This is a genomic window from Burkholderia sp. BCC0506 (assembly GCF_902833145.1).
Taxonomy (GTDB): Bacteria; Pseudomonadota; Gammaproteobacteria; order Burkholderiales; family Burkholderiaceae; genus Burkholderia.
In genome coordinates this window covers 171,613-195,755 of record NZ_CADFEN010000006.1, presented here as the reverse complement: position 1 = coordinate 195,755, position 24,143 = coordinate 171,613, and the positions used below count along the sequence as shown (strand labels likewise).

Annotated in this window: 25 protein-coding genes; 1 reads left to right on the top strand and 24 read right to left on the bottom strand. The window is 67.3% G+C overall.

All coding sequences use genetic code 11. The features are described from left to right. Window positions 1–3 precede the first annotated feature (3 nt). The 23 genes from HWX62_RS15975 to argS all read right to left on the bottom strand — a co-directional run bounded on the left by HWX62_RS15975 (window position 4) and on the right by argS (window position 20,746). Window positions 4–411 (bottom strand): flagellar hook capping FlgD N-terminal domain-containing protein, encoded by a 408-nt coding sequence (locus HWX62_RS15975; protein ID WP_175927957.1) that lies wholly within the window; start codon window positions 409–411, stop codon window positions 4–6. Next, window positions 401–1,132, bottom strand: a complete 732-nt coding sequence (locus tag HWX62_RS15970) for a hypothetical protein (protein WP_175927956.1) — start codon at window positions 1,130–1,132, stop codon at window positions 401–403. The genes HWX62_RS15975 and HWX62_RS15970 overlap by 11 nt, the downstream gene beginning before the upstream one ends. After that, entirely contained in the window at window positions 1,129–1,578 is a 450-nt protein-coding gene (locus HWX62_RS15965; RefSeq protein WP_175927955.1) for a hypothetical protein, read from the bottom strand. Before HWX62_RS15965 ends, HWX62_RS15970 begins: the two co-directional genes overlap by 4 nt. Continuing rightward, on the bottom strand, window positions 1,575–2,906 hold the full coding sequence (locus HWX62_RS15960) for a FliI/YscN family ATPase (RefSeq protein ID WP_175927954.1): 1,332 nt from the start codon (window positions 2,904–2,906) through the stop codon (window positions 1,575–1,577). The genes HWX62_RS15965 and HWX62_RS15960 overlap by 4 nt, the downstream gene beginning before the upstream one ends. Beyond that, window positions 2,884–3,438, bottom strand: coding sequence for a hypothetical protein (locus HWX62_RS15955; RefSeq protein WP_244136049.1), 555 nt, complete (start codon window positions 3,436–3,438; stop codon window positions 2,884–2,886). The genes HWX62_RS15960 and HWX62_RS15955 overlap by 23 nt, the downstream gene beginning before the upstream one ends. 137 nt (window positions 3,439–3,575) lie before the next feature. Beyond that, the gene (locus tag HWX62_RS15950; protein WP_175927952.1) at window positions 3,576–4,088 is read right to left on the bottom strand and encodes a hypothetical protein; all 513 of its coding nucleotides are present in this window, start codon (window positions 4,086–4,088) and stop codon (window positions 3,576–3,578) included. Continuing rightward, on the bottom strand, window positions 4,075–5,562 hold the full coding sequence (fliF, locus tag HWX62_RS15945; protein WP_175927951.1) for a flagellar basal-body MS-ring/collar protein FliF: 1,488 nt from the start codon (window positions 5,560–5,562) through the stop codon (window positions 4,075–4,077). Before fliF ends, HWX62_RS15950 begins: the two co-directional genes overlap by 14 nt. A 1-nt stretch (window position 5,563) precedes the next feature. Then, a complete protein-coding gene (locus HWX62_RS15940; RefSeq protein WP_175927950.1) occupies window positions 5,564–5,854 on the bottom strand; it encodes a flagellar hook-basal body complex protein FliE in 291 nt (96 codons plus the stop codon). Next, entirely contained in the window at window positions 5,851–6,300 is a 450-nt protein-coding gene (locus HWX62_RS15935; RefSeq protein ID WP_175927949.1) for a flagellar basal body rod C-terminal domain-containing protein, read from the bottom strand. The genes HWX62_RS15940 and HWX62_RS15935 overlap by 4 nt, the downstream gene beginning before the upstream one ends. Before the next feature lie 2 nt (window positions 6,301–6,302). Continuing rightward, window positions 6,303–6,656 carry a hypothetical protein gene (locus HWX62_RS15930; RefSeq protein WP_175927948.1) on the bottom strand — a complete coding sequence of 118 codons (354 nt, stop codon included), beginning with the start codon at window positions 6,654–6,656 and terminating at the stop codon, window positions 6,303–6,305. Window positions 6,657–6,670: 14 nt separating this feature from the next. Continuing rightward, complete coding sequence (locus HWX62_RS15925) at window positions 6,671–7,819, bottom strand: flagellar basal body P-ring protein FlgI (RefSeq protein WP_175927947.1); 1,149 nt, start codon at window positions 7,817–7,819, stop codon at window positions 6,671–6,673. Continuing rightward, complete coding sequence (locus HWX62_RS15920; protein ID WP_175927946.1) at window positions 7,813–8,445, bottom strand: flagellar basal body L-ring protein FlgH; 633 nt, start codon at window positions 8,443–8,445, stop codon at window positions 7,813–7,815. Before HWX62_RS15920 ends, HWX62_RS15925 begins: the two co-directional genes overlap by 7 nt. Then, a complete protein-coding gene (locus tag HWX62_RS15915; protein ID WP_175927945.1) occupies window positions 8,442–9,218 on the bottom strand; it encodes a flagellar hook-basal body protein in 777 nt (258 codons plus the stop codon). The genes HWX62_RS15920 and HWX62_RS15915 overlap by 4 nt, the downstream gene beginning before the upstream one ends. Before the next feature lies 1 nt (window position 9,219). After that, on the bottom strand, window positions 9,220–10,035 hold the full coding sequence (locus HWX62_RS15910; RefSeq protein ID WP_244136048.1) for a flagellar hook basal-body protein: 816 nt from the start codon (window positions 10,033–10,035) through the stop codon (window positions 9,220–9,222). Continuing rightward, window positions 9,950–12,037 carry a flagellar biosynthesis protein FlhA gene (locus tag HWX62_RS15905; RefSeq protein WP_175927944.1) on the bottom strand — a complete coding sequence of 696 codons (2,088 nt, stop codon included), beginning with the start codon at window positions 12,035–12,037 and terminating at the stop codon, window positions 9,950–9,952. Before HWX62_RS15905 ends, HWX62_RS15910 begins: the two co-directional genes overlap by 86 nt. Further along, window positions 12,034–13,098 carry an EscU/YscU/HrcU family type III secretion system export apparatus switch protein gene (locus HWX62_RS15900; protein WP_175927943.1) on the bottom strand — a complete coding sequence of 355 codons (1,065 nt, stop codon included), beginning with the start codon at window positions 13,096–13,098 and terminating at the stop codon, window positions 12,034–12,036. Before HWX62_RS15900 ends, HWX62_RS15905 begins: the two co-directional genes overlap by 4 nt. Next, window positions 13,098–13,856, bottom strand: coding sequence for a flagellar biosynthetic protein FliR (locus tag HWX62_RS15895; protein WP_175927942.1), 759 nt, complete (start codon window positions 13,854–13,856; stop codon window positions 13,098–13,100). The genes HWX62_RS15900 and HWX62_RS15895 overlap by 1 nt, the downstream gene beginning before the upstream one ends. A gap of 3 nt (window positions 13,857–13,859) precedes the next feature. After that, window positions 13,860–14,102: a flagellar biosynthetic protein FliQ gene (locus HWX62_RS15890; protein ID WP_244136047.1), complete on the bottom strand. Its 243-nt coding sequence runs from the start codon at window positions 14,100–14,102 to the stop codon at window positions 13,860–13,862. Window positions 14,103–14,402: 300 nt separating this feature from the next. Further along, window positions 14,403–15,998, bottom strand: a complete 1,596-nt coding sequence (locus tag HWX62_RS15885; protein WP_175927940.1) for an ABC transporter substrate-binding protein — start codon at window positions 15,996–15,998, stop codon at window positions 14,403–14,405. Window positions 15,999–16,433: 435 nt separating this feature from the next. Then, on the bottom strand, window positions 16,434–17,207 hold the full coding sequence (locus tag HWX62_RS15880) for an SDR family oxidoreductase (protein ID WP_011546330.1): 774 nt from the start codon (window positions 17,205–17,207) through the stop codon (window positions 16,434–16,436). Between the two features lie 19 nt (window positions 17,208–17,226). Beyond that, window positions 17,227–17,865, bottom strand: a complete 639-nt coding sequence (locus HWX62_RS15875) for a thiol:disulfide interchange protein DsbA/DsbL (RefSeq protein ID WP_175927939.1) — start codon at window positions 17,863–17,865, stop codon at window positions 17,227–17,229. A 70-nt stretch (window positions 17,866–17,935) separates the two neighbouring features. Continuing rightward, the gene (locus HWX62_RS15870) at window positions 17,936–18,829 is read right to left on the bottom strand and encodes an SPOR domain-containing protein (protein WP_175927938.1); all 894 of its coding nucleotides are present in this window, start codon (window positions 18,827–18,829) and stop codon (window positions 17,936–17,938) included. A 120-nt stretch (window positions 18,830–18,949) separates the two neighbouring features. Beyond that, on the bottom strand, window positions 18,950–20,746 hold the full coding sequence (gene argS, locus HWX62_RS15865; protein WP_175927937.1) for an arginine--tRNA ligase: 1,797 nt from the start codon (window positions 20,744–20,746) through the stop codon (window positions 18,950–18,952). A gap of 200 nt (window positions 20,747–20,946) precedes the next feature. Between argS and HWX62_RS15860 the strand changes: the two genes are divergently transcribed. Next, complete coding sequence (locus HWX62_RS15860; protein ID WP_011353361.1) at window positions 20,947–21,270, top strand: DUF1840 domain-containing protein; 324 nt, start codon at window positions 20,947–20,949, stop codon at window positions 21,268–21,270. Between the two features lie 116 nt (window positions 21,271–21,386). On the opposite strand, the gene metH is transcribed toward HWX62_RS15860, so the two are convergent. After that, window positions 21,387–24,104 carry a methionine synthase gene (metH, locus tag HWX62_RS15855; protein ID WP_175927936.1) on the bottom strand — a complete coding sequence of 906 codons (2,718 nt, stop codon included), beginning with the start codon at window positions 24,102–24,104 and terminating at the stop codon, window positions 21,387–21,389. Window positions 24,105–24,143: the final 39 nt, after the last annotated feature.

The window sequence follows — 24,143 nt, the reverse complement described above, 5'->3', positions numbered from 1 at the left end:
GCCTCAGCGAACGGTCAGGATCTGCGACACGGTCGCATCGGCGAGGAACTTTCCGTTCTCGCTCTCGATCGTGAGCTTCGGCTCGCCATCCTTGAACGACAGGCCCTTGACGATGCCGGTAATCGTGCCCGAGTCACCGCGGATGTCGACCTTGCGTCCGAGTAGACCGAGCGTCTGGGTAGCCGATTGCACGGACAGCAGATCGTCGATCTTGGCGGCGATCTGGCGACTTTGCTCGAGCGACGTGAATTGTGCGAGCTGCGACACGAATTCGTAGTTGTCGACCGGCTTCAGCGGATCCTGATAGGTCAGCTGCGTCACGATGATCCGAAGCAGCGACTGCAGGTCGAGTCCGACCGGACTCGCTTGCCCGGCGTTGCCCGTTACGGGGCCGATGGAGTCAATCGCCATGTGTTTCTCCTGAGAGTCGATGCGTTTCGATGAAAAGCCTGCCGTTGATGAAGAGGCGTGGGGCCGACACGCCGAGGCGACGCAGTTCGGCAAAGGCGCGCTGGGCGAGGATCGAGTCTTCGATACCGGCGGCGCGTACGGCGATCGAGAGACCGGCCTCACCCGTCAGCACGCCGAGCCGGTAGTGCAGCCCGGACGCGGGACGAGGGGCGATATCGCCTGCGTGAATATGCGGCGGGCGCGATGTCGCTGGCGCTGACAGCGACGTGGCAATGGATGCGACGGAACGAGCGCCATGCGCGCTCGAAATGGGTAGCGGTGGCGCCAACGTGTTGGACGACGATGGCGCACGACCGCCGAGGCGCACTTGCCGATGCTGGCCCGATCCGGGCGCTACTGGGGCGGCCGTGGTTGCATCGTGCCGCGCGGACGCACGATGGTCGATGCTCGACTGCGAGGCCGTCGCACTGACGGGCGAGCGGCATCGCGCAGGATCGGGGGCGATGGCGGGAAGGATCGGCCGCGCGGCTAGCGGTGAGGCCGTTCGGTCCGGCGTCGATCGCGTGTGTCCGGCCGCCGCAGCCTGCCACATGTCCCGTTCGAGCCGACGCAGGGTCTGGGCGAATGCCGAGGGTGCGCCGTCTCGATGACGTGGCGGGATCGTCGCGTCGCCGGAGGGGCCGTTGAATGAACCGAGGGTGGTTGCCGGTGACGCGTTCATGCGATTCTCCGCCGAGTGGACAGCCACGCTTCGAGCTGCGCGTCGTTCGCCTTGGCGCGCGCGCGCCGTGCGGCGGCGCGTGCCGCCGAGACCAGCGCATCGGCTGCGTCGGCACACTGCTGCTGCCGCTCGAGCGCTGAACGGTGCGTGTCCACCTGTTCGGCGGCGGAGCACGCGTGTTCCGCCGCCGTCAGCCATGTCGCGCGCATCGCGTCGACGGCACCGGCGAGATTGAGCAGCAGGCCGCTCGACAGTGCGGCGCTCGTGGCGTCGGATCGGCCACTTTGTACGAGAGCCTCCAGCCGGCTCGCCGTGTCGCGTTCGAGCAGGCACGCGGCGTGTCGGGCGGCGGTCAGCTTTCGGGCCGCAACGCGCTCACGCGACAATTGCAGCGCGCGGAGTTCGGCGATCCGTGTCGCCAGGGACAGGCGATCGGAGGGCGTCATACGGCGTCCTCCAGTAGCGACACGAGCCTGGCGATCGCCTGTTCGCGCCCGGTCGGGCTGTCGGCGTCCTGACGCAGGAACGAGACAAGCGCGGGGCGCAGACGCAACGCGCGATCGAGCGCCGGATGGCTGCCGGCCGTGTAGAGTCCCGATTCGACGAGCGTCTTGGACGCGTCGTACAGCGCGAGTTGCGCAATCGCGTCGGCGGCCAGCGCGCGTTCCGCGTCGCTCGTGACATACCGGCTGACCCGGCTCACGCTTTTCGGTACCTCGATCGGCGGGAAATGCCCCTGTTCGGCGAGGGCCCGGCTCAGGACGATGTGGCCGTCCAGCAGCGAGCGCATCGTTTCCGCCATGGGGTCGTCGATCTCGTCGGTTTCCGTCAGCACGGTCATCAGCGCGGTGATCGCGCCACCGTTCTTCAACGCGCCGCAACGTTCGACGATCTTCGGCAGCGCCGCGAACACGCCGGGCGTATAGGCGCGCACGGTCGGCGGCTCGCCTGATGCCAGGCCGATTTCGCGCAGCGCAAGCGCGTAACGCGTCACGGAGTCGATCATCAGCAGGACGTGTGCACCTCGCGAGCGGAAATATTCGGCGATCGACAGCGCGGCCGGCACGCTGCGGGCGCGCAGCGCGGCGGACTGATCCGAGGTTGCGACGACGAGTGTCGTGCGCGCACGGCGCTCGGCGGATAGTGTCCGGTTCCAGCACTCCTCGACTTCGCGGCCGCGTTCGCCGACGAGACACAGGATGCGGACGTCGGCAGCGACGTCGCGGGCAAGCGCGCCGAGCAGCGTCGTCTTGCCGACGCCGCTGCCCGCGAACAGGCCGACACGTTGGCCGACGCCGAGCGTCAGGAGTACGTCGAGCGCACGCACGCCGGTTTCGAGCACGCGCTCGGGCGATTGCCGCGCGAGCGGCGGCGTGGCGATGCCGGCAAGCGGCCACGACGTCGCGCAATGGTCGAGCGCCCCGGCACCGTCGAGCGGACGGCCAAGCGGGTCGACGACACGGCCCAGGTACGCGTCGCCGACGGGGATCGTCGCCTCGGCCTGCAGCGCCGCGACTTCATCGCCGATCCGGACGGCGGAGGGGGATGTGTAGGGGGCGAGCGTGACACGCGTGCGTTCGACGTTGACGATCTCCGCGAGCGTCGGCTGGGGTCGTTCGCCGCCGATCGCGCACAGCGATCCGAGCGGGGCGCCCGGACCGTCCGCTTCGACGAACGTCGGCATCACGCGCGTCACGACGCCGGTGCGCCGCACCGGATCGGTCATGCGGATGGCCGTGATGTACGCGTGCTCAACAGGTGGCTGGATCGGCATCGTCGCGGAGTCGGTGGAGGAGGGTCATCAGGCGGTCGAGTTGCCCGGGAAGGTCGAGTTCAGCGCGACCGGGTGCGAGTCCGAATCGGCACGCGCCGGCAGGCAGGTGCGGATGCGCGTTGACGATCGATTCGGGCGCGGCAGCGGAAATCGGCCGTAACGATTCGTCGTCGGGAAAATCGGCGCGCGACACGTCGACGGTCAGTACGACGCCCGTTTTCATTTGTGCGACGTGATGCCGGATCGTTTGCGCGACGAGCGCGGGATAGTGCTCGGTCGCGCCGAGAATCCGCTCCAGCGCGACTTGGGCGACGTCGAGCGCAAGGCTTTCGAGCGACGCGAACTGCGTCTGCAACGACGCTCGCGCATCGTGCACGCCGCGCGACAACGCGTCGATGCGCGCGTCGTCGTCGCGCTTCGCGCTTGCGTCGGCCTCGCGACGGCCTTCGTCGACACCTCGGCGGTAAGCTTTCTCGCGTTCGTCGTCGAGGGCGGCGCATCTCGCCTCGAATTCCGCGAGTCGTGCATTCAACGCCACGATTTCGGCTGCGCACCCGTCGGGTGGAGCGGCCGACGGAGGGGCGTCCGGGCCAGACTTGCTTGCTACCGCCACGGCTAGCCGCTTGCGGCCGTCTTCGAGTCGTACGCGATGCGCTTTCAGGATGACGTTCATCGCCGCCCCCCCACCAGGTTGCGAAGTCGGGTGCGCAAGGTGCGCGGCGTCGAGGCGGGCGAAGGCGGCTCGGCATCCGTCGTTGCATCGATCGCCAGTACGGCGACGCGCAGCGCGCCGACTGCTCGCGGCGAGATACGGAATCCGGCCGGGTGCACTTCGACGCGGTTGGCGAGTGCGCGTCGGCGCTCGTCAGGCAGATAGGTAAGCATGCGCCTGCGCTCGGCGTCATCGAGTTCGGCCGCGAGACGTACCGCCAGCTCGATGGGCAGCACCGCGCATGCGTGGGCGAGGCGACTCGCCCATCGGTCGGCATCGGTGTCGGGGGCGACTGCGGGCGACATGGCGGGCCCGGCAACGGCTTGCGACGCGTCGGCGAGCAGCGGCCGCAGCCGCTCGCGCTCGACGTCGGACAACATGGCCCAGATCGACTCGACGTCCTCGATCCTGCAACGGGCGAGTTCTGCTATCGCGCGGCGCAGACGACGTTCCCGATTAGCGTGCGTCATGCCGATCCTCCGGTGACTTGCCGGGCTCGGCGAGCAGCCGCCGCAAGCGTGCGGCGTATTCGGCGCGCTGGATATCGCTCAGGCGCCGCGGGGGCGCAAGTCGCCCGGCGATTCTGCGGCGCGTGGCCCACGCCACGACGATGCAGAGCGCCACTCCCGCAGCGATCGGCACGTATGGCTGCGCGTTGTCGAGACCGACGAAGCGCAGCCGGTGCCGTTGCGCGGATTGCGGCGCGGAAGCGGGAGACATGCCAGGGCCGTTCTCGCCGTGCGCGACCGTGCCCGAAGCCGGTGCAGAGGGAGGCACGGCCGGTCCGTGCGTTGGCTCGGCTACCGCGTCGGAAACATAGACCGCGAGCGTGTCGCCACGCGAGGGATCGAGGCCGATCGACGCGGACACGATGTCGCGCAGCCGCGCGGTGCGCTCGGGCGCCATGTCACCGCCGAGCACGATACCGACCGACAGCTTGCGAATTGCCCCAGGGCTCCTGACGATCTGTTCGACATTGCGCTCCGAGCGAGCGGCTTCCGGTGCGGCCGGTGCCGTCTGTGCGCCAGGCAGCGGAGGCAGGCCTGCGCTCGGCCACCCGGCGGCGGCGCGCTGTATCGACTCTCCCGGCGTGCTGCCGACAGCGGCCGTCGACTGCGTGAGGCCGGACTCGCGGGTCGTACGGATCTGGTCGAAATCGAGCGACGCATCGACACTGACCGTCGCGCGGCCCGTACCGGCGATGGTGGCGATTTGCGCGAGGATCTTGCGTTCGTAACGTTGTTCGACGGCACTCTTCAACGCGAACTTCGGATCGTCGAAGTCGATGCCGCGCGCATCGGCAGACGCGCCGCGCTGATCGAGCACCGAGACGTCGGCGGCCGACATCTCGGGCACGGACGCGGCCACGAGCCGCTGGATTCCCTTGACGACGTCGGGCTCGAGCGCATGGCCGTCACGTACGAAGAGTGCGACGGAGGCTTTCGGCCGGTTGCGGTCGCGGCGAAACAGCGATGTCTCGGGCAGACTCAGATGGACGCGCGCAAGCTCGATGGCATCGAGCGTCGCGATCGTGCGCGCGAGTTCGCCTTGCAATGCGCGCTGGTAGTTCACCTTCTGGGCAAATTCCGTCAGGCCGAAATCGCTCTGATTGAACAGTTCGAATCCGACCACGCCCTGCAGGCGCAGATCGGCGCTCGTCAGCTTGACGCGCGCGGCACGCGCATCGTCCGCCGGCACGAGGATCGAGGCGGTTCGCTCGTCATAGCGAAACGGAACCTTTTCCTTGTCGAGCTGGGCGGCGACGGCGGCGGCATCCTGCGGCTTCAGGTCGCGGACCAGGACCTGATACGACGGACGCAAGGTCAGCCAGCCGGCGAGCCCGGCACAGCCGACCACGGTGGTGAGCGCACCGGCGAGCGCATATTGACGCGTGCGGGAGCCGGCCCGGAAATAGGCGCCGACGCGAGAAATCGATCGCTTCATCTTACAGTTGCATCCGCATCAGTTCCTGATAACCCTCGACGAGCCGCGTGCGTACGTTCAGCGCGAACTGGAGCTTGAAACGTGCGTCCTCGAGCGCCAGTACGACCTGGTGCGGCGGCTGTTCGTCGCCGAGTGCGAACGCAGTGCTGGCTGCCTCGGCAGCACGCAGCGCTCGGTCGACGTGCTGCATGCCGGACATCAGCTGCGTCACGAAGCTGTCCGTTGCGAGCGGGGAGGAGACTGCCGGCGAACGGGCGTCCATAGGCCAGGCGATGGCGTCGATCGGTGTCACGACTGGCCTCCGATGTCGAGCGCGCGCAGATACATCGAACGCGCAGCGTTGAACATCACGACGTTGGCTTCATAGGTGCGCAGTGTCTGCACGAGCAGCGCCATTTCGGCAGCATGGTCGAGGCCGGGGTAGCGGACCATCCCCTGTGCGTCTGCATGCGGATGGGCGGCATCGCGCACGAGACGTGGCGGTATGTCGAGCGAGTCGATGGCGATCGTGCGGGTGCCGGCAGGCCGACCGGGCAAGGCAGCGCCAGGCGCGTGTCGCAGTGTTTCCGGGAACGCCGGTTCGATTCGCGGGCCGGATACGAGTCGTAACGGCCGATACGGTGCGGCGCCGGGCGCGGCAGAGACGCCAATATTGGCGAAGTTCCGCGCGATGAGCTCGAGACGCTGGCGCTCGACGTCGAGCCCGGAGCGCGCGATGGCGAAAATCGTGTCGGACATGTTCAGCTTCCCCGCACCGAGAGCAGTCGAAGCTGCAACGAGCGGGCGAGGACGCCCGCGAGCACCGAGTAGCGCGCCGACGTTTGCGACGCGTCGGCGATTTCGCGATCGAGCCGGAGCGCGTCCGCGGTCGCGACGGTGTGCGGCCGGACGGCTTCGATGCGCTCGAGCCGTGCCGCGGCCGTCTCGCCGGGCCGCACGGCCGCGGCGGAGGCCAACGCGTCCTCGAACGTCACGCGCAGCGGCGAGAAGCTTGTCGCATTGGCGTTCGCGACGTTGTGCGCGAGCGCGGTAGAGCGTGCATACAGGCCGTCCATCGCCTTGCCGGCGATCGCGGCGACGAGATCCATCGACATCGCTTGCTCCTCCTTCATTGAATGACCAGTTCCGCATACAGTGCGCCCGCGGCCTTGATGGCCTGCAGGATCGCGATGACATCGCGGGTGCCGACGCGCGCCTTCGCGAGGGCTTGCACGAGGTCGCCGACCGTGCCGCGTGGAAACGACACGGCGACGGCCTGGCCTGCTTCGTCGACCGACAGCTCGCTGTTGGCGATCACGAGACTGCGCACGTCGCGTCCGCCGAGCGTGACGAAGTTCGGCTGCGACGCCGAGTACTCGGTCGTGACCGACACCCGGATATCGCCGTGCGAAATCGTGACAGGCGAGATTCGCGTATCGCCGCCGGCGACCACCGTGCCGGTGCGTTCGTTGACGACGACTCGCGAACGTTGATCCGGCTCGACGGTCAGCGCCTCGACGCGAGCGATGAACGGCATGAGCGCCAACGTGTCGGCCGGCGCGTCTATCTCGACGGTATCCGGGCCGACTGCGCGCGCGGCCGGGCTCCCGAGGGTGCCGTTGATGCGCTGCGCGATGCGCTGGGCGGTGATCGAATCGGACTCGCGAAGCACGAAGCGAAGCTTGCCGTCCTGCGCGATCAGCTCGGCGCGTACGGCTACCTCGACGGTGCCGCCACGCGGTACGATGCCGACCGTCGGATGATTCTTCAGCTTCAGGTTGCCGTTTGCGTCGTACCGGTAGCCGCCGACCGACACCGGGCCTTGCGCGAGCGCATAGATGCGGCGATCCGGCCCGCGTAGCGGGGCCATGATCAGTGTGCCGCCCGCGAGGCTGCGCGCGTCGCCAGTCGACGTGACGTTGATGTCGAGCGCGTCGCCGGGATTGGCGACCGGCGGTAGCACGGCCGTCACCATCACCATCGCGACGTTGCGACTCTGGATCTGCTCGTGTCCGACGACGACGTCGAACTGCGACAGCAGATTCGCAAGCGCCTGGCGGGTTGCCTGGTTGCGCGGCGAGTCGCCGGAGCCGGCGAGGCCCGTCACGATGCCGTATCCGACCAGTTGGTTGTCGCGCCAGCCGAGGAAGCGGCCGAGATCCTTGAGCCGCACCTCGGCATTCGCACCCGCGACCGCCGACGGCGCGCTCGCCACGACCAGCGCAAGCGCGAGCGGTAGCGACAGGCGGCGCAGCCATGTCTCGAGGCAGTTCACCATAGGCCGAGCCACGCGAAAAAGCGGGGAATGAGTCCGGGTTTCGTGCGGTCGGTGACGAAGCCGTCGCCCGTGTAGTCGATCCGGGCGTCGGCAAGCCGCGTCGACAGAACCGTATTGCCGGAGCCGATGTCGATCGCGCGTACCCGCCCGTTCAGACGGATGCCGGTCTTCTCGCCGTTGACGTCGATGCGCTGCTCGCCTGCAACGACGAGGTCGCCGTTCGGCAGCACGTCGACGACGGACGCGCTCAGTTGTGCGAGCAGGCGGCCGCTGCGCTGGACCTGTCCGCGGCCGCCATAGTCGTCCCCCGCACCGACCTGCGCGCGATTGTTTCCGGCGTACAACGTCGAGACACTGCCGTTGACCGAGAAACCGGCGCGCGTCGACGTGTCGGCCGTCTGGCTCGCGCTCGATTGTTCGTAGACGAGAATCGTGACGATGTCGCCGATCGTGGTCGCGCGACGGTCGGCGATCAGCGGTTGGAACGCGTCGGGGCGGTAGAGCGTGTCGGCGCGGCTGGAGAGCGCCGTCATCAGCACGCCGCAGGTGATCGCCGCGGCCGGCCCGAGGCGGCGTGAATATTTCGTCGCGCCGTGCGGATGGTACTTGCGTGAGAGCCGACTCATCGCTTCAGGCCATTCGCGATCGCCATCAACTCGTCGCCCGCCTGGACGAGTTTCGCACTCGCGGCATAGGCGCGCTGGTAGAGCATCAAACCGGCGAGCTCGTCCGCGAGCGCGACGTTCGACGCTTCGCCGAAGCCCTGCGCGAGCGTGCCTGCGTTGTCCTCGCCGGGGCGCGAGCGGATCACGGCGACGCCGTCGTCGGCGATCCGGTAGGTTCCGTCGCCGAGCGCCTGCAGCGCGCGAGGGTCGGTCGCCTGTGCGATCTCGATCCGGCCGATCTCCAGCGGCGCGACCTGATTCGGGATGACGGCAAGCACCTGGCCGTCCGGCGCGATCTCGAGCCGCTCGGCGTCGCGCGGCACCGAGATCGCCGCTTTCAGCGGGATTCCGTTCGACGCGCGCAGATAGCCGTCGTCGCCGACGCGCAGACGCCCGCCGCGCCACAGCGTCACGTTGCCGTCGGCCGCATCGAGTTCGACGAAGCCTTCGCCGCGGATCGCGAGATCCCACGTATCGTCGGTCTGCCGCAGCGTGCCGGGCGAGAACACAGGCCGGGCCGATGCGGTCACCCCTGCGCCGGTCGCGATGCCACCCGCCGCGACGGCTTCCTGCCGAGGCGCGGGCAGGAAGCCCGAGGTCAGCAGCGTCGAAAACGTGACGGCGCTGCGCTTGAAGGACGGGGTGTTCAGGTTGGCGATGTTGTGCGCGGTCGTATCGACGGCGGTCTGTTGTGCGGCGAGACCGGTTGCGCCGATGTAGAACAGGTTGTTCATGTCACATGCCTCCGAGGCGTTGCAGGACGGTGCCCATCAAGTCGTCGTACGCATGGACGAGCTTTTGTCCGGTTTCGACGCGACGCATTGCCTCGATGAGCCGCACCATGTCGTCGGCCGCGCTGACGTTGGACGTCTCGGCGAAACCTTGGGCGAGCCGGGGCGGGACGTCCCGCATACCGGTCGTGTCGCGCGGCACGTACAGTCCGTTCGCGACGGGCTGCAGGCGCGACGGAGTGTCGAACGTCGCGACGCGGATGACGGACGTCGGTATCCCGTGATCGAGCACGGTGCCGTCCGGTTCGATCCGCCAGCCGTCCAGGCTGACGACGATGTCGCCGTGCGCGCCCTGCAGCGGCCAGCCGCCTGCGCGGGTGACGAGGCGCCCGTCGGCCGCGCGCCGGAACGAGCTGGTACGCGTGTATGCGGGGCCGGCATCGGTCAGTACTCTGAAGAAACCGTCGCCGGCGATGGCCAGGTCGAACGGATCGCCGGTCCGGACGAGCCGGCCGGCCGAGAAATCGGTTAGCCGGCGGATCGACGGCTCGCCGCCTGCTTGTGTTGCATCGCTTGTCAGCATGTCCTGGAAGGCGATCTCGCGCTGATAGCCAGGGGTCGCGACGTTCGAAAGATTGCGTGCGGCCGTTTCCGCGCGCTGCGTTTCGAGCGAGATCAGGCGTAGCGACAACGTCATCAGGTCATCCATCGGGGCCTCAGGCGTGGTGTGGTGGTTATGCAGCGAGCGGCGCAGTGGGCGCGGAGGAGGAAGCGGGCGACGCGGCGGGCTGCGGATCGATGCTGACGGTCGCGAACGCACGTAGCGGGATCACATCCGGCACTTCATTGATCGACAGCACGACGAGCCGTGGTGCGACGCGGCGGGAGAAGGTCTTGAGCGCGCGTCTGACATCGGGCCGGCACAGCAGCGCGGGTGTGTGTCCTTGGCGCATCATCGCTTCGGTGTGCGCGAGCAGCCGGGCCAGGAAGGGTTCGGCGAGCCGCGGATCGAGCACATGCGTGCCGTGGCCGTCGGCGCCGGCGAGATTGCGCGCGATTTCGGCTTCCAGTGCCGGGTCGAGCGTCATGACTGCAAGCGTGTCTCGCTCGCCTTGCACACGCTGGCAGATCGCATGGCCGAGGCGCTGGCGCACAACCTCGACAAGCCGCGCGCTATCTTTCTCGTGGCGCCCGGCGTCGGCGAGCGTCTGCACGATCAGATCGATATCGCGGATCGGAACCTGCTCGGCGAGCAGTCCCTGCAATACCTGCTGGACGTCGCCGATGGCAAGCAGGTTCGGCACGACTTCGTCGACGAGACCGGGCTGACGCGCGCGCACGCCGTCGAGCAGCGCGATCGTTTCGGCGCGGCCGAACAGGCGCGCAGCGTGGGTCTTGATCAGCTCCGCGACGTGGGTGAGAAGCGCGGTGACAGGATCGACGCACGTGTGACCGAGCGCTTTCGCGCGATCCCGCTGGTCATCGTCGATCCAGACGGCGGGCAGGCCAAACGCCGGATCCCGTGTCGCGTCGCCGGGCAGGGTACCCGTCACGCCCGCAGGGTGTATCGCGAGCGTGCGGCCGGGATACATCACGGCCTGCCCGAAGCGGGTACCGAACAGCCGTATCTGGTACTCGTCCGGTGGGAGTTGCGCCGAATCCCGAAACACGACGGCGGGTGCAATAAAGCCGCTTTCGTCGGCATACTGGTCGCGAAAGGCCGCGATGCGCTCGGCGAAGACGGCTTGCATCGGCTGCCAGGCGGCCGTCAGCGCCGCGCCGAACGCGACCTCGACGGCCGGCAGGGCGGCCGGGCCCGCAGCGCTGGACGCCTGCGCCGCCGGCATGGTGTCGTCGCTCGCCGGCGTGGGGCGGACCCGCGTGCCGGCCCAGACACCGAACGCTGCGAGCGCGAGGAGGGCGGCGGGCCACTTCGGCATGCCGGGCAATGCGACGAGGCCCGTCAGCGCCGCCGCGACAAGCAGCTGAATCTTCGGAAAGCGCGCGAGCTGGCGCAGCGCTTCATGGCTCAGCGCGTTGTCCGCCGACGAACGAGTGACGATGATCCCGGTCGCGACCGAGATCACGAGGGCGGGCACTTGCGTGACGATGCCGTCACCGATGGTGAGCAGCGTGAACGTGCGCACCGCGTCGCCGAACGACATGCCCATCTGCGCGACACCGACCGCCCAGCCGCCGAGAATGTCGATGAGCAGAATAATGATGCCGGCGACCGCGTCGCCCTTGACGAACTTGCTGGCACCGTCCATCGAGCCATAAAAGCCCGCTTCGCGTTCGAGCGTTTTGCGACGGCGTTTTGCCTCGTCCTGATCGATGAGCCCCATGTTGAGGTCGGCATCGATGCTCATCTGCTGGCCAGGCATCGCATCGAGCACGAAGCGCGCGGCGACTTCGGATACGCGTTGCGCGCCGTTGGTGACCACCACGTACTGGACGACGACCAGAATGAAGAACACGATCAACCCGATCACGTAGTTGCCCTGCACCGCAAACTGTCCAATCGCGTCGATGACCTGCCCGGCATGGGCGCCGGACAGGATGAGACGCGTCGCCGCGACGTTGAGCGACAGCCGGAACAGCGTCGCGATCAGCAGCAGTGAAGGAAACGTCGAGAATTCGACCGGCCGGGTCACGTAGAACGTCAGCAGGAGAATCGTGAACGCAAACGCGAAGTTGACGATGATCAGGAGATCGAGCACCGCCGCAGGCACCGGCGCGAACAGGATCAACAGGATCGCGCTCGCCGCGAACACGAGCGCGAGATCGGACTGACCGCGCAGCCGGGTCTCGAGCCAGCTCATCGTGCGGGCTCCCGCGTACGTCGGACATGCAGGTAGACCGCGGCGGTTGCGGCGAACAACTGCGGCGGGATATCTCTTTCGAGCGAGCCGTGGCGGAATAACTGACGGGCGAGCTCCGGCGCCTCGACAATCTGCACGCGATGGATGAACGCGAGCTTCCTGAGGCGCAACGCAAACTCGCCGGCGCCCTTCGACACGACGGTCGGCGCGGCCATCTCGACGGGGACGTAGCGCAGGCCCACCGCGTAGTGCGTCGGGTTGGTCACGAGCACGTCCGCTCCGCGGATCCCCCGCAGGCTGCGCGAACGCTGCAGCAGCTCGCGCTGCAGTTGTCGACGGCGTTGTTTGATGCGGGGATCGCCGTCATGCTGCTTGAATTCCTGCTTGATCTCATGTCGGCTCATTCGCATTTGCTTGGCAAACCGGCGCCGAACCAATGCGTAATCGAACACGGTGAAGAGTGCCGCTGCAATCAACAGTTGTGCCGCGAGCGCGATGCCGGCCGAGCCGAGCGTACGGGCCAAGCCGGCCGCGGTTAGTCCGGCATGCGATGCGGCGCGCACGGTGTCGGCGATGCATCGATAGGCGAGCGTGCAGTAGACGCCCAGCTTGATGCAGGCTCTGGCCGCGTCAAGCACGATCTGCATCGAGAACAGGCGCTTGATCCCGGTCGCCGGGTTCAGGCGCGAGAAATCGGCCTTCAGCGCGTCGGGCGCGAAGAGGAAGCCGGCCTGCGCGAGCGCGCCGACGAGTGCGCCTCCCGCCGCCGCAGTGACCGGGGGCGTGATGATGGCCAGCGCGTCGGGCAGCAGCGCGCCGAGCCAGTGCGCGATCGCGCGGCCGTCGGCCGGGAGGCCGGCTGCGTCGTCGAGCATGCGCGTGGCGAGCGCGGCCACCCGACCGGCCATCTGCTCGCCGGACAGCCACAGATAGCCGGTACTGGCCGCGATGGCGAGCACGATGCCGGGCTCCTGGCTGCGCGGCAAGTGCCCCCGCTTGCGTGCGCTGGCGAGCTTGTGGCGAGACGCCTGCTCGGATTTTTCCTGTTCCTGGTCGGCCATCAGAATGCTCCCGATGCGGGGGCGAATTCGAGTGCCTTGCGCAGCAACCGCAAGGCGATGGGCGCGAGGAGACCGATCGATAGCGCCGTGGCGACGATCGCGGCGATTGCCTTGACCTGCAGGCCCAGCATCAACGCGTTCAATTGAGGCAACGTGCGCGACAGGAACGCGATCGACAGATCGATCAGGAACAGTGCGAGCATCACGGCTGCGACCGCACCGATACCGATGCTCATGACCGTGCCGAAGTAGCCGATGAACGCCTGCGGCGATGCGACGACGCGTGCCGTGCCGGGTGGCATCCGCTCCACCGAGGCGACGACGAGCCGCAGCAGCTCGAGGTGTGCGCCACTCGCAAAGCAGACGGCACCGGCGCCGAGCGTAAGGAGCGTGCCGAACAGCGGGGCTTGCCCGCGCGAACCGGGATCGATGACTGTCGCAAGGCCGAAGCCGGCCTGTACATCGAGTGCGCGGCCGGCGAACGACAGCGCGGCGAACGCGGCCTGGAACGGAAAGGCGAGCGCGAGCCCCAGCGCGAGCTCGGAAAGCACACCGGTGAAGAGCGCCGAGGGGGTGTCTCGGAGCGGGACTGGCATGGGCGTGGCGAGTGCTCCGGCCAGTGCAAGCACGAGGCAGACGCGAATCCGCACCGGCACGCGGAGTTGCGAAAATGGCGGCGCGAACACGAACAGCGGACCGAGGCGCAGTGACAGCAGCAGCGCTGCCGTTGCCCAACCGGTGAAGGTTACGGTGAGCATGATTCAGCGGAGATCCGCAATGCCGGCGAATAACGTGGTGGTGAAGCCTGTCAGACGGCCGAGCATCCACGGGGCAAGCATCACGATGACGATGCCGGCGACGACGAGCTTGGGCACGTAGCTCAAGCTCATCTCCTGCAGTTGCGTGACAACCTGGAAAATGCTGACGAGCAGGCCGGCGATGAGTGTCGCGACAAGCACGGGGCCTGCGATCATGAAACTATTCCAGATGAGCTGTGCGAGCATCTGTAATGCTTGGCTTTCTGACATCGGACATCCCTGTCTCGGAGTGGATATTCGTTGAATAGTTGGTGTTGCGATGTTTCAGAGTGGAAAAAAGTGTATAGGCCGATTTGCTGGTTTGATATGGGACGCGTATGAATTTGGTCGGCTGATTTGGTTGTTTTAAACAGCTGAATGGCACTACGCCCGCGTCGGCGTGGGGATGCCGTTTCGATTCGTTCAACTGAAACAAACCTATAAAAAAAGCCCGGCCGCAATGTGCGGCCGGGCTCTAAGTCTGTGACCGGTTTCGGTCGTGTCGGGTTATTGAACGCTTACCGTCGTGAAATTCTGTCGTCCGAACGGACTCACGTGATAACCACTCACGTTCGTGCGCGTCAACGCGGCTGCGGTCGGGTAGCCGAGCGGAATCCACAGCGCCTCGTCGTGGATGATCTTCTGCGCGCTTTCGTACAGCTTCGCGCGCTTGGCCTGGTCGGCGGTCGACTTGCCGTCGGCGATCAGCTTGTCGAGCTGCGCATCGCAGAAGCGCGCGAAGTTGATGCCCGATTTCACCGCGTTGCAGCTGAACAGCGGCGACAGGTAGTTGTCCGGATCGCCGTTGTCGCCGGCCCAGCCCATGAACAGCATGTCATGCTGGCCGAGCTTCGCCTGCTTGATCAGCTCGCCCCATTCGATCACCTTCACCTCGGCCTTCACGCCGATCTTCGCGAGGTCGGCCTGCAGCAGTTCCGCGCCGGCCTTCGGGTTCGGGTTCAGCACGCTGCCGGTCGGGCGCGTCCAGATCGTCGTCGAGAAGCCGTTCGGGAAACCGGCCTGCGCGAGCAGCTGCTTCGCCTTCGCGGGATCGTACGCATACGCCGCGATGTCCTTCGCATAGCTCCACGTGTTCGGCGGATACGGATTGTTCGCGGCCGTCGCCGTGTTGTCGAATACGACCTTCAGGTAGGTCGCGCGGTCGAACGCGAGGTTCAGCGCCTCGCGCACCTTGTCGTTGTCGAGCGGCTTCTTCTGCGTGTTCAGCGCGACGAAGGCGGTCATGAACGCGGGCGTCTGCACGACCTTCAGCGCGCCGTCGCCCTTTGCGGCGAGCACGTCCTGCGGCTTCGGCGACAGCGCGATCTGGCATTCGCCGGCCTTCACCTTCTGCAGGCGCACCGACGGGTCGGGCGTGATCGCATAGATCAGCCGGTCGACCTTCGGCTTCGTGCCCCAGTACGTCGGGTTCGCGTCGTAGCGGATCAGCGCGTCCTTCGTGTAGCTCTTCAGCACGAACGGGCCGGTGCCGACCGGCTTCGCGTTCAGGTCGGCCTGCTTGCCGGCCTTCAGCAACTGGTCCGCGTATTCGGCCGAGTAGATCGACGCGAAGCCCATCGTCAGGATCGACACGAAGGTCGCGTTCGGTTCGTTCAGCACGAACTTCACCGTGTTGTCGTCGACCTTCGTGACCGACTTCACGAGCTTCACGAGGCCCATCGACTGCGCGTGCGGGAAGCCGCTCGCACCGGCGACCTTGTGCCACGGGTTCGCATCGTCGAGCATTCGCGAGAACGTGAACACGACGTCGTCCGCGTTCAGCGGGCGGCCCGGCTTGAAATAGTCGGTGGTCTGGAACGCGACGTTCGGGCGCAGGTGGAACGTGTACGTGAGGCCGTCGGCGCTCGCTTCCCACTTGTCGGCGAGTGCGGGCACGACTTTCTTCGCGGCTTCGTCGTACGACACGAGCGTGTTGAAGATCGCGTCGGCCGATGCGTTGGTCGTGACGAGCGAGTTGTACTGCACGACGTCGAAGCCGTCCGGGCTCGATTCCGTGCAGACGGTGAGCGGCTTGGCGGCGGCGAGGCCGGGGGCGGCAAGGGCGGCGGCAACGGCGGCCGCGGCGAACAGCTTGACGTGCATAGGATCTCCCACGTGGCTTGTGTTTTTCGCTGGATGACGAAGGCAGGCGCGGCCCGTGACCAGGCAGGGCCGGCGCGGCTGGCGAATAGCATACCGTCAAAGCGCGCGACGCGTGAAAAAAGGCGCCGGAACGCGGCGAATTGAGCGAAAAACGGCTGCGTTCGCGACGGAACGGGCGTTGATGCGGCGATCCCCGCAGGGGCGCGCGCGAGGGAGGCGAGGGACGCGAGGGGGACGGGCAGGCGGCTGCGAATGCGGGGCGGAAATGCGCGGCGCGGCGCAAACGCCGGAACGGGCCGGATCGCGACAGTCGTGCGAGAGCGTGTGGGGCGATACGAGAGTGGAGACCCGCGCGGATTCGCGCGGTATGGCGATACGGATCAGGCCGCGGCCCGGCAGCGATCCGGCGAGACGCGCGCCGGAGCCACGACGCGCTCAGTGCGCGCCGGCCTTCGGCTTGCGCGGCGCCTTTTCGAACAGGCGGTCGTACAGCCAGCGCGGCAGCACGTGCAGCACCTTCGCGACGACGCCCATCTGCCACGGGATCACGCGGAACGCGTGCTGCCGGGCGATCGCCCGCGCCGCGCGTGCGGCGAAGCGGTCGGCATCCATCAGGAACGGCATCCGGTACGGATTGTGCGCGGTCATCGGCGTGCGAATGTAGCCGGGCGCGATCGTCACGACGCCGACGCCGGCCGGGCGCAGCTCGACGCGCAGCGCTTCGAGATACTTGATTGCCGCCGATTTCGACGCGCTGTACGCGCCGGAGCCGGGCAGGCCGCGCACGCCGGCGACGCTCGCGACGCCGACCAGCGTGCCGTGGCGCGCGGCCGTCATCGGGCCGACGAACGGCTCGAACGTCGCGACCATCCCGTAGTAGTTGATGTCCATCACGTCGCGGAACGCCGCGAGATCGCCCTGGCCCGTGACGGCGCCCTGGCTGATGCCCGCGTTCGCGATCACGACGTCGGGGCAGCCGTGCGCGGCGATGAACGATGCGGCGGCGGTCGCGAGCGCATCGGCGTCGCGCACGTCGGCGGAATAGACGGAGATGGACAGCTTCGGGAAACGCCGCGCGAACGCATCGAGCGCATCGGTGCGTCGCGCGACGAGGGCGAGCGTGGCGCCCTGGCGGGCGTATTCCTCGGCCATCGCGAGGCCGAGGCCGCTCGACGCACCGGTGATGAAGACCTTCAGCGGAGTAGTCATGCCGGCGCGCGGGCGGGGATCAGAGCTTCTTGTCCTGAACCTGCTTCACGAGGAAATCGAGCACCTGGGCGGTACCCGGGATGCTGTTCGTGTAAGCGGGGCCCGTCTTGTACTTGCCCTGGACCACGACCGTCGGCACGCCGTCGATCGCGTAGTCCTTCAGCAGCTTGGCCGACTGGTTCACCTCGCCCTGCACGCTGAACGAGTTGTACGCGTCCATGAACTTCTTCTTGTCGACACCCTGCGTGACCAGGAAGTCGGCCTGCGCCTGCGGCGTCAGCAGGTAGTTCTTCTGCTTGTGGATCGCGTTGAAGATCGCCGGCGTGACCTTCTCCGAGATGCCGAGCGCGGACACCGCATAGAACAGCTTCGAGTGCGGGAGGAAATCGTCACGGAATGCGACCGGCACGCGCTTGAAGTCGATGTTGTTGCCCTGCTTCTTCACCCAGGCCTCGATCGTCGGCTCGAACTCGTAGCAGTGCGGGCAGCCGTACCAGAAGAACTCGATCACCTCGACCTTGCCGGCCGGCGCGGACACCGGCTGCGGCGACTTCATCACCTCGAAGTCCTTGCCGGACACCGGGGCGGCGGGCGAAGCCTGGGCGAGGCCGGCAGCCAGGCCCAGGGACAGAAGAAGCGTGCTAAGCAGTTTTTTCATGTTGTGAACGTCGAATCGGTTGCTCGGGTTACGAAACGTAACGGGTTCTGCGTGGGCTCGGCCGGTTGGCTTACTGCTTCGTGAAGCGGATCACCGCCGTGTCGACACCTGCATCGGACAGGCGCTGACGGGCCGAGTTCATATCCTCGAATTTCGAGAACGGGCCGACGCGCACGCGGAAATAGGTCACGCCGCTGACGTCGCGCTTCGACACCTTCGATTCGAAGCCCTGGAAGCCGAGGCGCGCACGCTGCTGCTCGGCGTCGCCTTCCGTCTTGTACGCGCCGACCTGCAGGAAGTAGCCGGTGTTCGCGTCGTTCGCGGTCGGCGGCTTCGCCGCTGCCGCCGCCGCGGCCGACGACGTCGGCTTCGGCGTGTTCGCGGCCTGCTGCTGTTGCTGCTGCTTTTGCGCGGCAGCCTGCTGCGCCTGCTTCTGCGCGGCGAAGCGGGCGAGATCGTCCTCGCCGCCTTGCTGCTGTTGCTGCGCCTGTTGCGTTTTCTTCGGCGGCGGCGTGGTGTCGGCCGGCTTCGGCGCGACGGCGACGCCGTTGCCCGACGACGGCGTGTTCGACGCGGTGGCGTTGCTCGAGCCGCTGGACGAGCCGTTCGCGTTACCCGACGGCGGCACTTCGACGATCTGCGGCTCGGGCAGCAGGCCGCCCTGCGTCTGGTTCGCGGCCTGGCCGGGCGCGGTGTTGGGCGGCGCGGACTGCGCGGCCTGCGGCACCGGCTGGCCGGGCGTCTTGCCCTGCAGCGCGCGGTTCGGGTCGAACTGCTGCGGCTGGCTCGCGCCGTTGTCGGCCGGCGGCGGCGCGACCTTCGACACGAATGGCGACGGCGAGCGCGTGATGTAGAGCGCCACCACCACGGCGATCGCGAGGCCGACGATCAGGCCCAGCACGATTCCAAGAAATGTCCCTCCGGCTTGTTTCGATTGCTTCGAAGTTCGGCGTGGTTGTGCCATTGCTTGAGTCACCTGCAAAAAGAATCGTGAGAGGGCTGCGACGGGCACCCGGCGGCCGGCAATCCGACGACGGGCGCTGCCGCAGCCATTCGCAGCCCGGTTCGGGCCGCGCTGACATCGTTACATCTTGGCGGGTGCGGACACGCCGAGCACCGTCAGGCCGTTTTCGAGCACCTGCCGGGTCGCGGCGAGCAGCGCGGCGCGCGCATTGCGCGGCGCCTCGTCGTCGACCAGCACGCGCTCCGCATTGTAGAACGAGTGGAATTCGCCAGCGAGATCGCGCAGGTAGAACGCGACCGCGTGCGGCGCCAGCTCGTTCGCCGCGTGCGTGAGCATGTCCGGATACTCGGCCAGCTTCTGCATCAGCGATGCCGCCTGCGCGCTCGTCAGCTGCGACAGGTCGGCGCCCGGCAGTTGCGCGACGTCGACGTTGTAGCGCGACTTCAGCTCGTTGAGCACCGAGCAGATCCGCGCATGCGCGTACTGGACGTAGTAGACCGGGTTTTCGTCGTTCTGTTTCAGCGCGAGGTCGATGTCGAACACGAACTCGGTATCGGCCTTGCGCGAGATCAGGAAGAAACGCACCGCGTCGCGGCCGCGCGTGATGGTCGCCTCGTCGATCAGGTCGGGTGCCGCCTCCTGGCCCGCCGCCGCGCCGCCCGACCATTCGATCAGGTCGCGCACCGTCACGTAGCTGCCCGCGCGCTTCGAGATCTTCACTTCCTGGCCGTCGCGCATCACCGTGACCATCTTGTGCAGCACGTAGTCGGGATAGCCCTTCGGGATCCCGATGTGCAGCCCCTGCAGGCCGGCGCGCACGCGTGCGATCGTGCCGTGGTGGTCCGAACCCTGGATGTTGATCACCTTCGTGAAGCCGCGCTCCCACTTCGTCACGTGGTACGCGACGTCCGGCACGAAGTACGTGTACGTGCCGTCCGACTTGCGCATCACGCGATCCTTGTCGTCGCCTTCGTCGGTCGTGCGCAGCCACAGCGCGCCGTCCTGTTCGTAGGTCATGCCGGCCTTGATCAGCGCGTCGACCGTCTTCTCGACGCGGCCTTCGCTGTACAGCGACGATTCGAGGTAGTACTGGTCGAACTTCACGCCGAACGCCTGCAGGTCCATGTCCTGTTCGCGACGCAGGTACGTGACCGCGAACTTGCGGATCGCGTCGAGATCCTCGACGTCGCCCGCGCCCTTGACCGGCTCGCCGTCCGATGCGGCGACCGTCTCGCCGTTCAGGTAGTCGCGCGCGATGTCGGCGATGTACTCGCCGTTGTACGCGGCTTCCGGCCAGCCCGCGTCGCCCGGCTTCAGGCCGCGGGCGCGCGCCTGCGTCGAGATCGCGAGGTTGCCGATCTGCACGCCCGCGTCGTTGTAGTAGAACTCGCGGTGCACCGCGTAGCCCTGGCTCGCGATCACGTTCGCGAGCACGTCGCCGAGCGCGGCCTGGCGGCCGTGGCCGACGTGCAGCGGGCCGGTCGGGTTGGCCGACACGAACTCGATCAGCACGCGTTTGCCTTTCTCGCGATCCGACGTGCCGAACGCGCGGCCCTGGTCGAACACGGCGGCGATCACCGCCTGCTTCGCGGCGGCCGACAGGCGCAGGTTGATGAAGCCGGGGCCGGCGATCTCGGCGGCTTCGACGAGGCCTTGCGCGGCCGGCTGCGCGGTCAGTGCGGCGACGATCTGCTCGGCGAGCTGGCGCGGGTTCGTGCCGAGCGGCTTCGCGAGCTGCATCGCGACGTTGCACGCGACGTCGCCGTGCGCGGCGACCTTCGGGCGCTCCAGCGTGATGGCCGGGGCGACGAATGCCACGTCGGCGTTTGCCGCGTCGGCGCCTTTCAGCGCGTGTGCGACCTGCTTGACGCTATCCGCGAGCAGGGCTTCGAGGGTCTGTTTGTGTGCTGGCAGCATGCTGGTAGAAGGCTTCGTTGGTGGGGGCCGGAAACGCCGGCCCGCCGGCGTGCTTTTTAAGCGCGCGTTTCAGGGATCGCAGAATTTTAACAGGTGCTAATATGCCGCTCAGGCGGCCCGCGTCCGCGAGGCCGGACGCCGGTCTGCCGGCGTCCCCCAACCGCGTCGCGCAGGCACAACAAGATGAAAAGGGAATTGTCATGATTACGTTCAAGAGCAAGGCGGCACAGGATCTCGACGTGCTGAAGGATTTCGCCGTGTATGTGCTGGGTCTCGTCGGCAAGCAGCTGGGCGAGCGCGGTGTGATCACGCATGACGAACTCGACCACGCGATCGCCAAGCTGGAAGGCGCGGTCGCGCAGGCGAAGCAGGAGCGCGCCGAGCACGCCGGCCATTTCCACGAGGACGAAGCCGACCACGCGCACCACGAAGTGCCGCCGAGCCTGGCCCAGCGCGTCGCGCCGTTCCTCACGATGCTGCGCGAAGCGAAGGCCGGCGAGGCCGACGTGCACTGGGGCTTCTGAGCTTCCTGCTTCGTTGCCGGGCGGATCGAAGCGTTCGCCTGACAAAAAAGCCCGCTTTCGAGCGGGCTTTTCATTTTGTCTGACGAAAAGGCGGCCGGGCCGCCCGTGTGCGTCGATCAGAGCTGCGGCGCGAGCGCGCGGCGCGCGTCGTCGAGCGACAGCGCCATGCGCCGCGCGTAGTCCTCGAGCTGATCCTGCCCGATTTTGCCGACCGAGAAGTAGCGGCTGTCCGGATGCGCGAGGTAGAAGCCCGACACGCTCGCGGCCGGCAGCATCGCCAGCGAGTCGGTCACGCTCATGCCGATCTCGTCCGCGTGCAGCACGTCGAACATGTCGCGCTTCACGAGGTGGTCGGGGCAGGCCGGGTAACCGGGCGCCGGGCGGATGCCCGTGTACTTCTCGGCGATCAGCGCGTCGTTGTCGAGCGTCTCGCCGCTCGCATAGCCCCACAGCTCGCGCCGCACGCGGGCGTGCATCGCTTCCGCGAACGCTTCCGCGAAACGGTCGGCGAGCGCCTTCAGCATGATCGCGCTGTAGTCGTCGTGGTCGGCTTCGAACTGCTTTTCCTTCACGTCGACGCCGAGACCGGCCGTCACCGCGAACATCCCGATGTAGTCGGCCACACCCGATTCCTTCGGCGCGATGAAATCGGCGAGCGAGCGGTTCGGCCGCATCACGCCGTCGACCACCGGGCGCACGCTCTGCTGGCGCAGGTTGCGCCACGTGAGCAGCACTTCCGAGCGCGACTCGTCGCTGTAGATCTCGATGTCGTCGTCGTTGACGGTATTCGCCGGCAACAACGCGATCACGCCGTTCGCGGTCAGCCAGCGGCCCTGGATCAGGCGCGCGAGCATCGACTTGGCATCGGAGAACACGCGCCGCGCCGATTCGCCGACGATCTCGTCGTTCAGGATCGCCGGGTACGGGCCGGCGAGATCCCAGGTCTGGAAGAACGGGCCCCAGTCGATGTAGTTCGCGAGCTCGTTCAGGTCGTAGTTCCTGAACACGCGGCGGCCGATGAACTTCGGCTTCACCGGCGTGTAGCTCGCCCAGTCGACCTTGGTCTTGTTCGCGCGCGCGTCGGCAAGCGTGACCATCGGCTGCGCCTTGCGGTTCGCGTGCTGGTCGCGGATGCGCTCGTAGTCCGACTTCAGCTCGTCGAGATACTTCGCCGCGCCTTCGTCGGACAGCAGGTTCGACGCGACCGACACCGAGCGCGACGCGTCCGGCACGTAGACGACCGGGCCTTCGTAGTGCGGCGCGATCTTCACGGCCGTGTGCACGCGCGACGTCGTGGCGCCGCCGATCAGCAGCGGAATCTTCTTCACGCGGAAGTAGTCGTCGCGCTGCATTTCGGACGCGACGTACGCCATTTCCTCGAGGCTCGGCGTGATGAGGCCCGACAGCCCGATGATGTCCGCGCCTTCGACCTTCGCCTTCGCGAGGATCTCGTTGCACGGGACCATCACGCCCATGTTGACCACTTCGAAGTTGTTGCACTGGAGCACGACCGACACGATGTTCTTGCCGATGTCGTGCACGTCGCCCTTGACGGTCGCGATCACGATCTTGCCCTTCGCGCGCACGTCGCCGCCCGCTTCCGCGAGCAGGCGCTTTTCTTCCTCGATGAACGGGATCAGGTGCGCGACGGCCTGCTTCATCACGCGCGCCGACTTCACGACCTGCGGCAGGAACATCTTGCCCTGGCCGAACAGGTCGCCGACGACGTTCATCCCGTCCATCAGCGGCCCTTCGATCACGTTGATCGGGCGGCCGCCGGCCGCGGCGATCTTCGCGCGCGCTTCCTCGGTGTCCTCGACGATGAAGGTCGTGATGCCGTGCACGAGCGCGTGCGCGAGGCGCTTCTCGACCGGCTGGTTGCGCCACTCGAGGTTCTCTTCCTTCTTCGCGGCGCCGGTCTTGAACTTGTCGGCGATCTCGAGCAGGCGATCGGTGGAATCCGCGCGGCGGTTCAGGATCACGTCCTCGACGCGCTCGCGCAGTTCCGCGTCGAGATCGGCGTACACGCCGAGCTGGCCCGCGTTCACGATGCCCATGTCCATTCCGGCCTGGATCGCGTGATACAGGAACACGGTGTGGATCGCCTCGCGCACCGGGTCGTTGCCGCGGAACGAGAACGACACGTTCGACACGCCGCCGCTCACCTTCGCGTGCGGCAGGTTCTGCTTGATCCAGCGGGTCGCCTCGATGAAGTCGACCGCGTAGTTGTTGTGCTCCTCGATGCCGGTCGCGACCGCGAAGATGTTCGGGTCGAAGATGATGTCCTCCGGCGGGAAGCCGACTTCGTTCACGAGGAAGTCGTACGAGCGCTTGCAGATCTCGATCTTGCGCTGGTAGGTATCGGCCTGGCCGGTTTCGTCGAACGCCATCACGACCGCGGCCGCACCGTAGCGGCGGATCAGGTTCGCGTGGTGGCGGAACGCGTCCTCGCCTTCCTTCAGCGAGATCGAGTTCACGATCGCCTTGCCCTGCACGCACTTGAGGCCGCCTTCGATCACGTCCCACTTCGACGAGTCGATCATGATCGGCACGCGCGCGATGTCCGGCTCCGACGCGATCAGGTTCAGGAAGCGCACCATCGCCGCCTTCGAATCGAGCATCGCCTCGTCCATGTTGACGTCGATCACCTGCGCGCCGTTCTCGACCTGCTGGCGCGCGACGGCGAGCGCCTCGTCGAACTGGCCGTTGAGGATCATCCGTGCGAACGCCTTCGAGCCGGTGACGTTGGTGCGTTCGCCGACGTTGATGAAGAGCGTCCCGGGCGTGACGTTGAACGGCTCGAGGCCGGCAAGGCGCATCATGTGATCGGTCATGGCGGTGCGAATTCTTTTGATGAAGGACGTGGGGCGGTC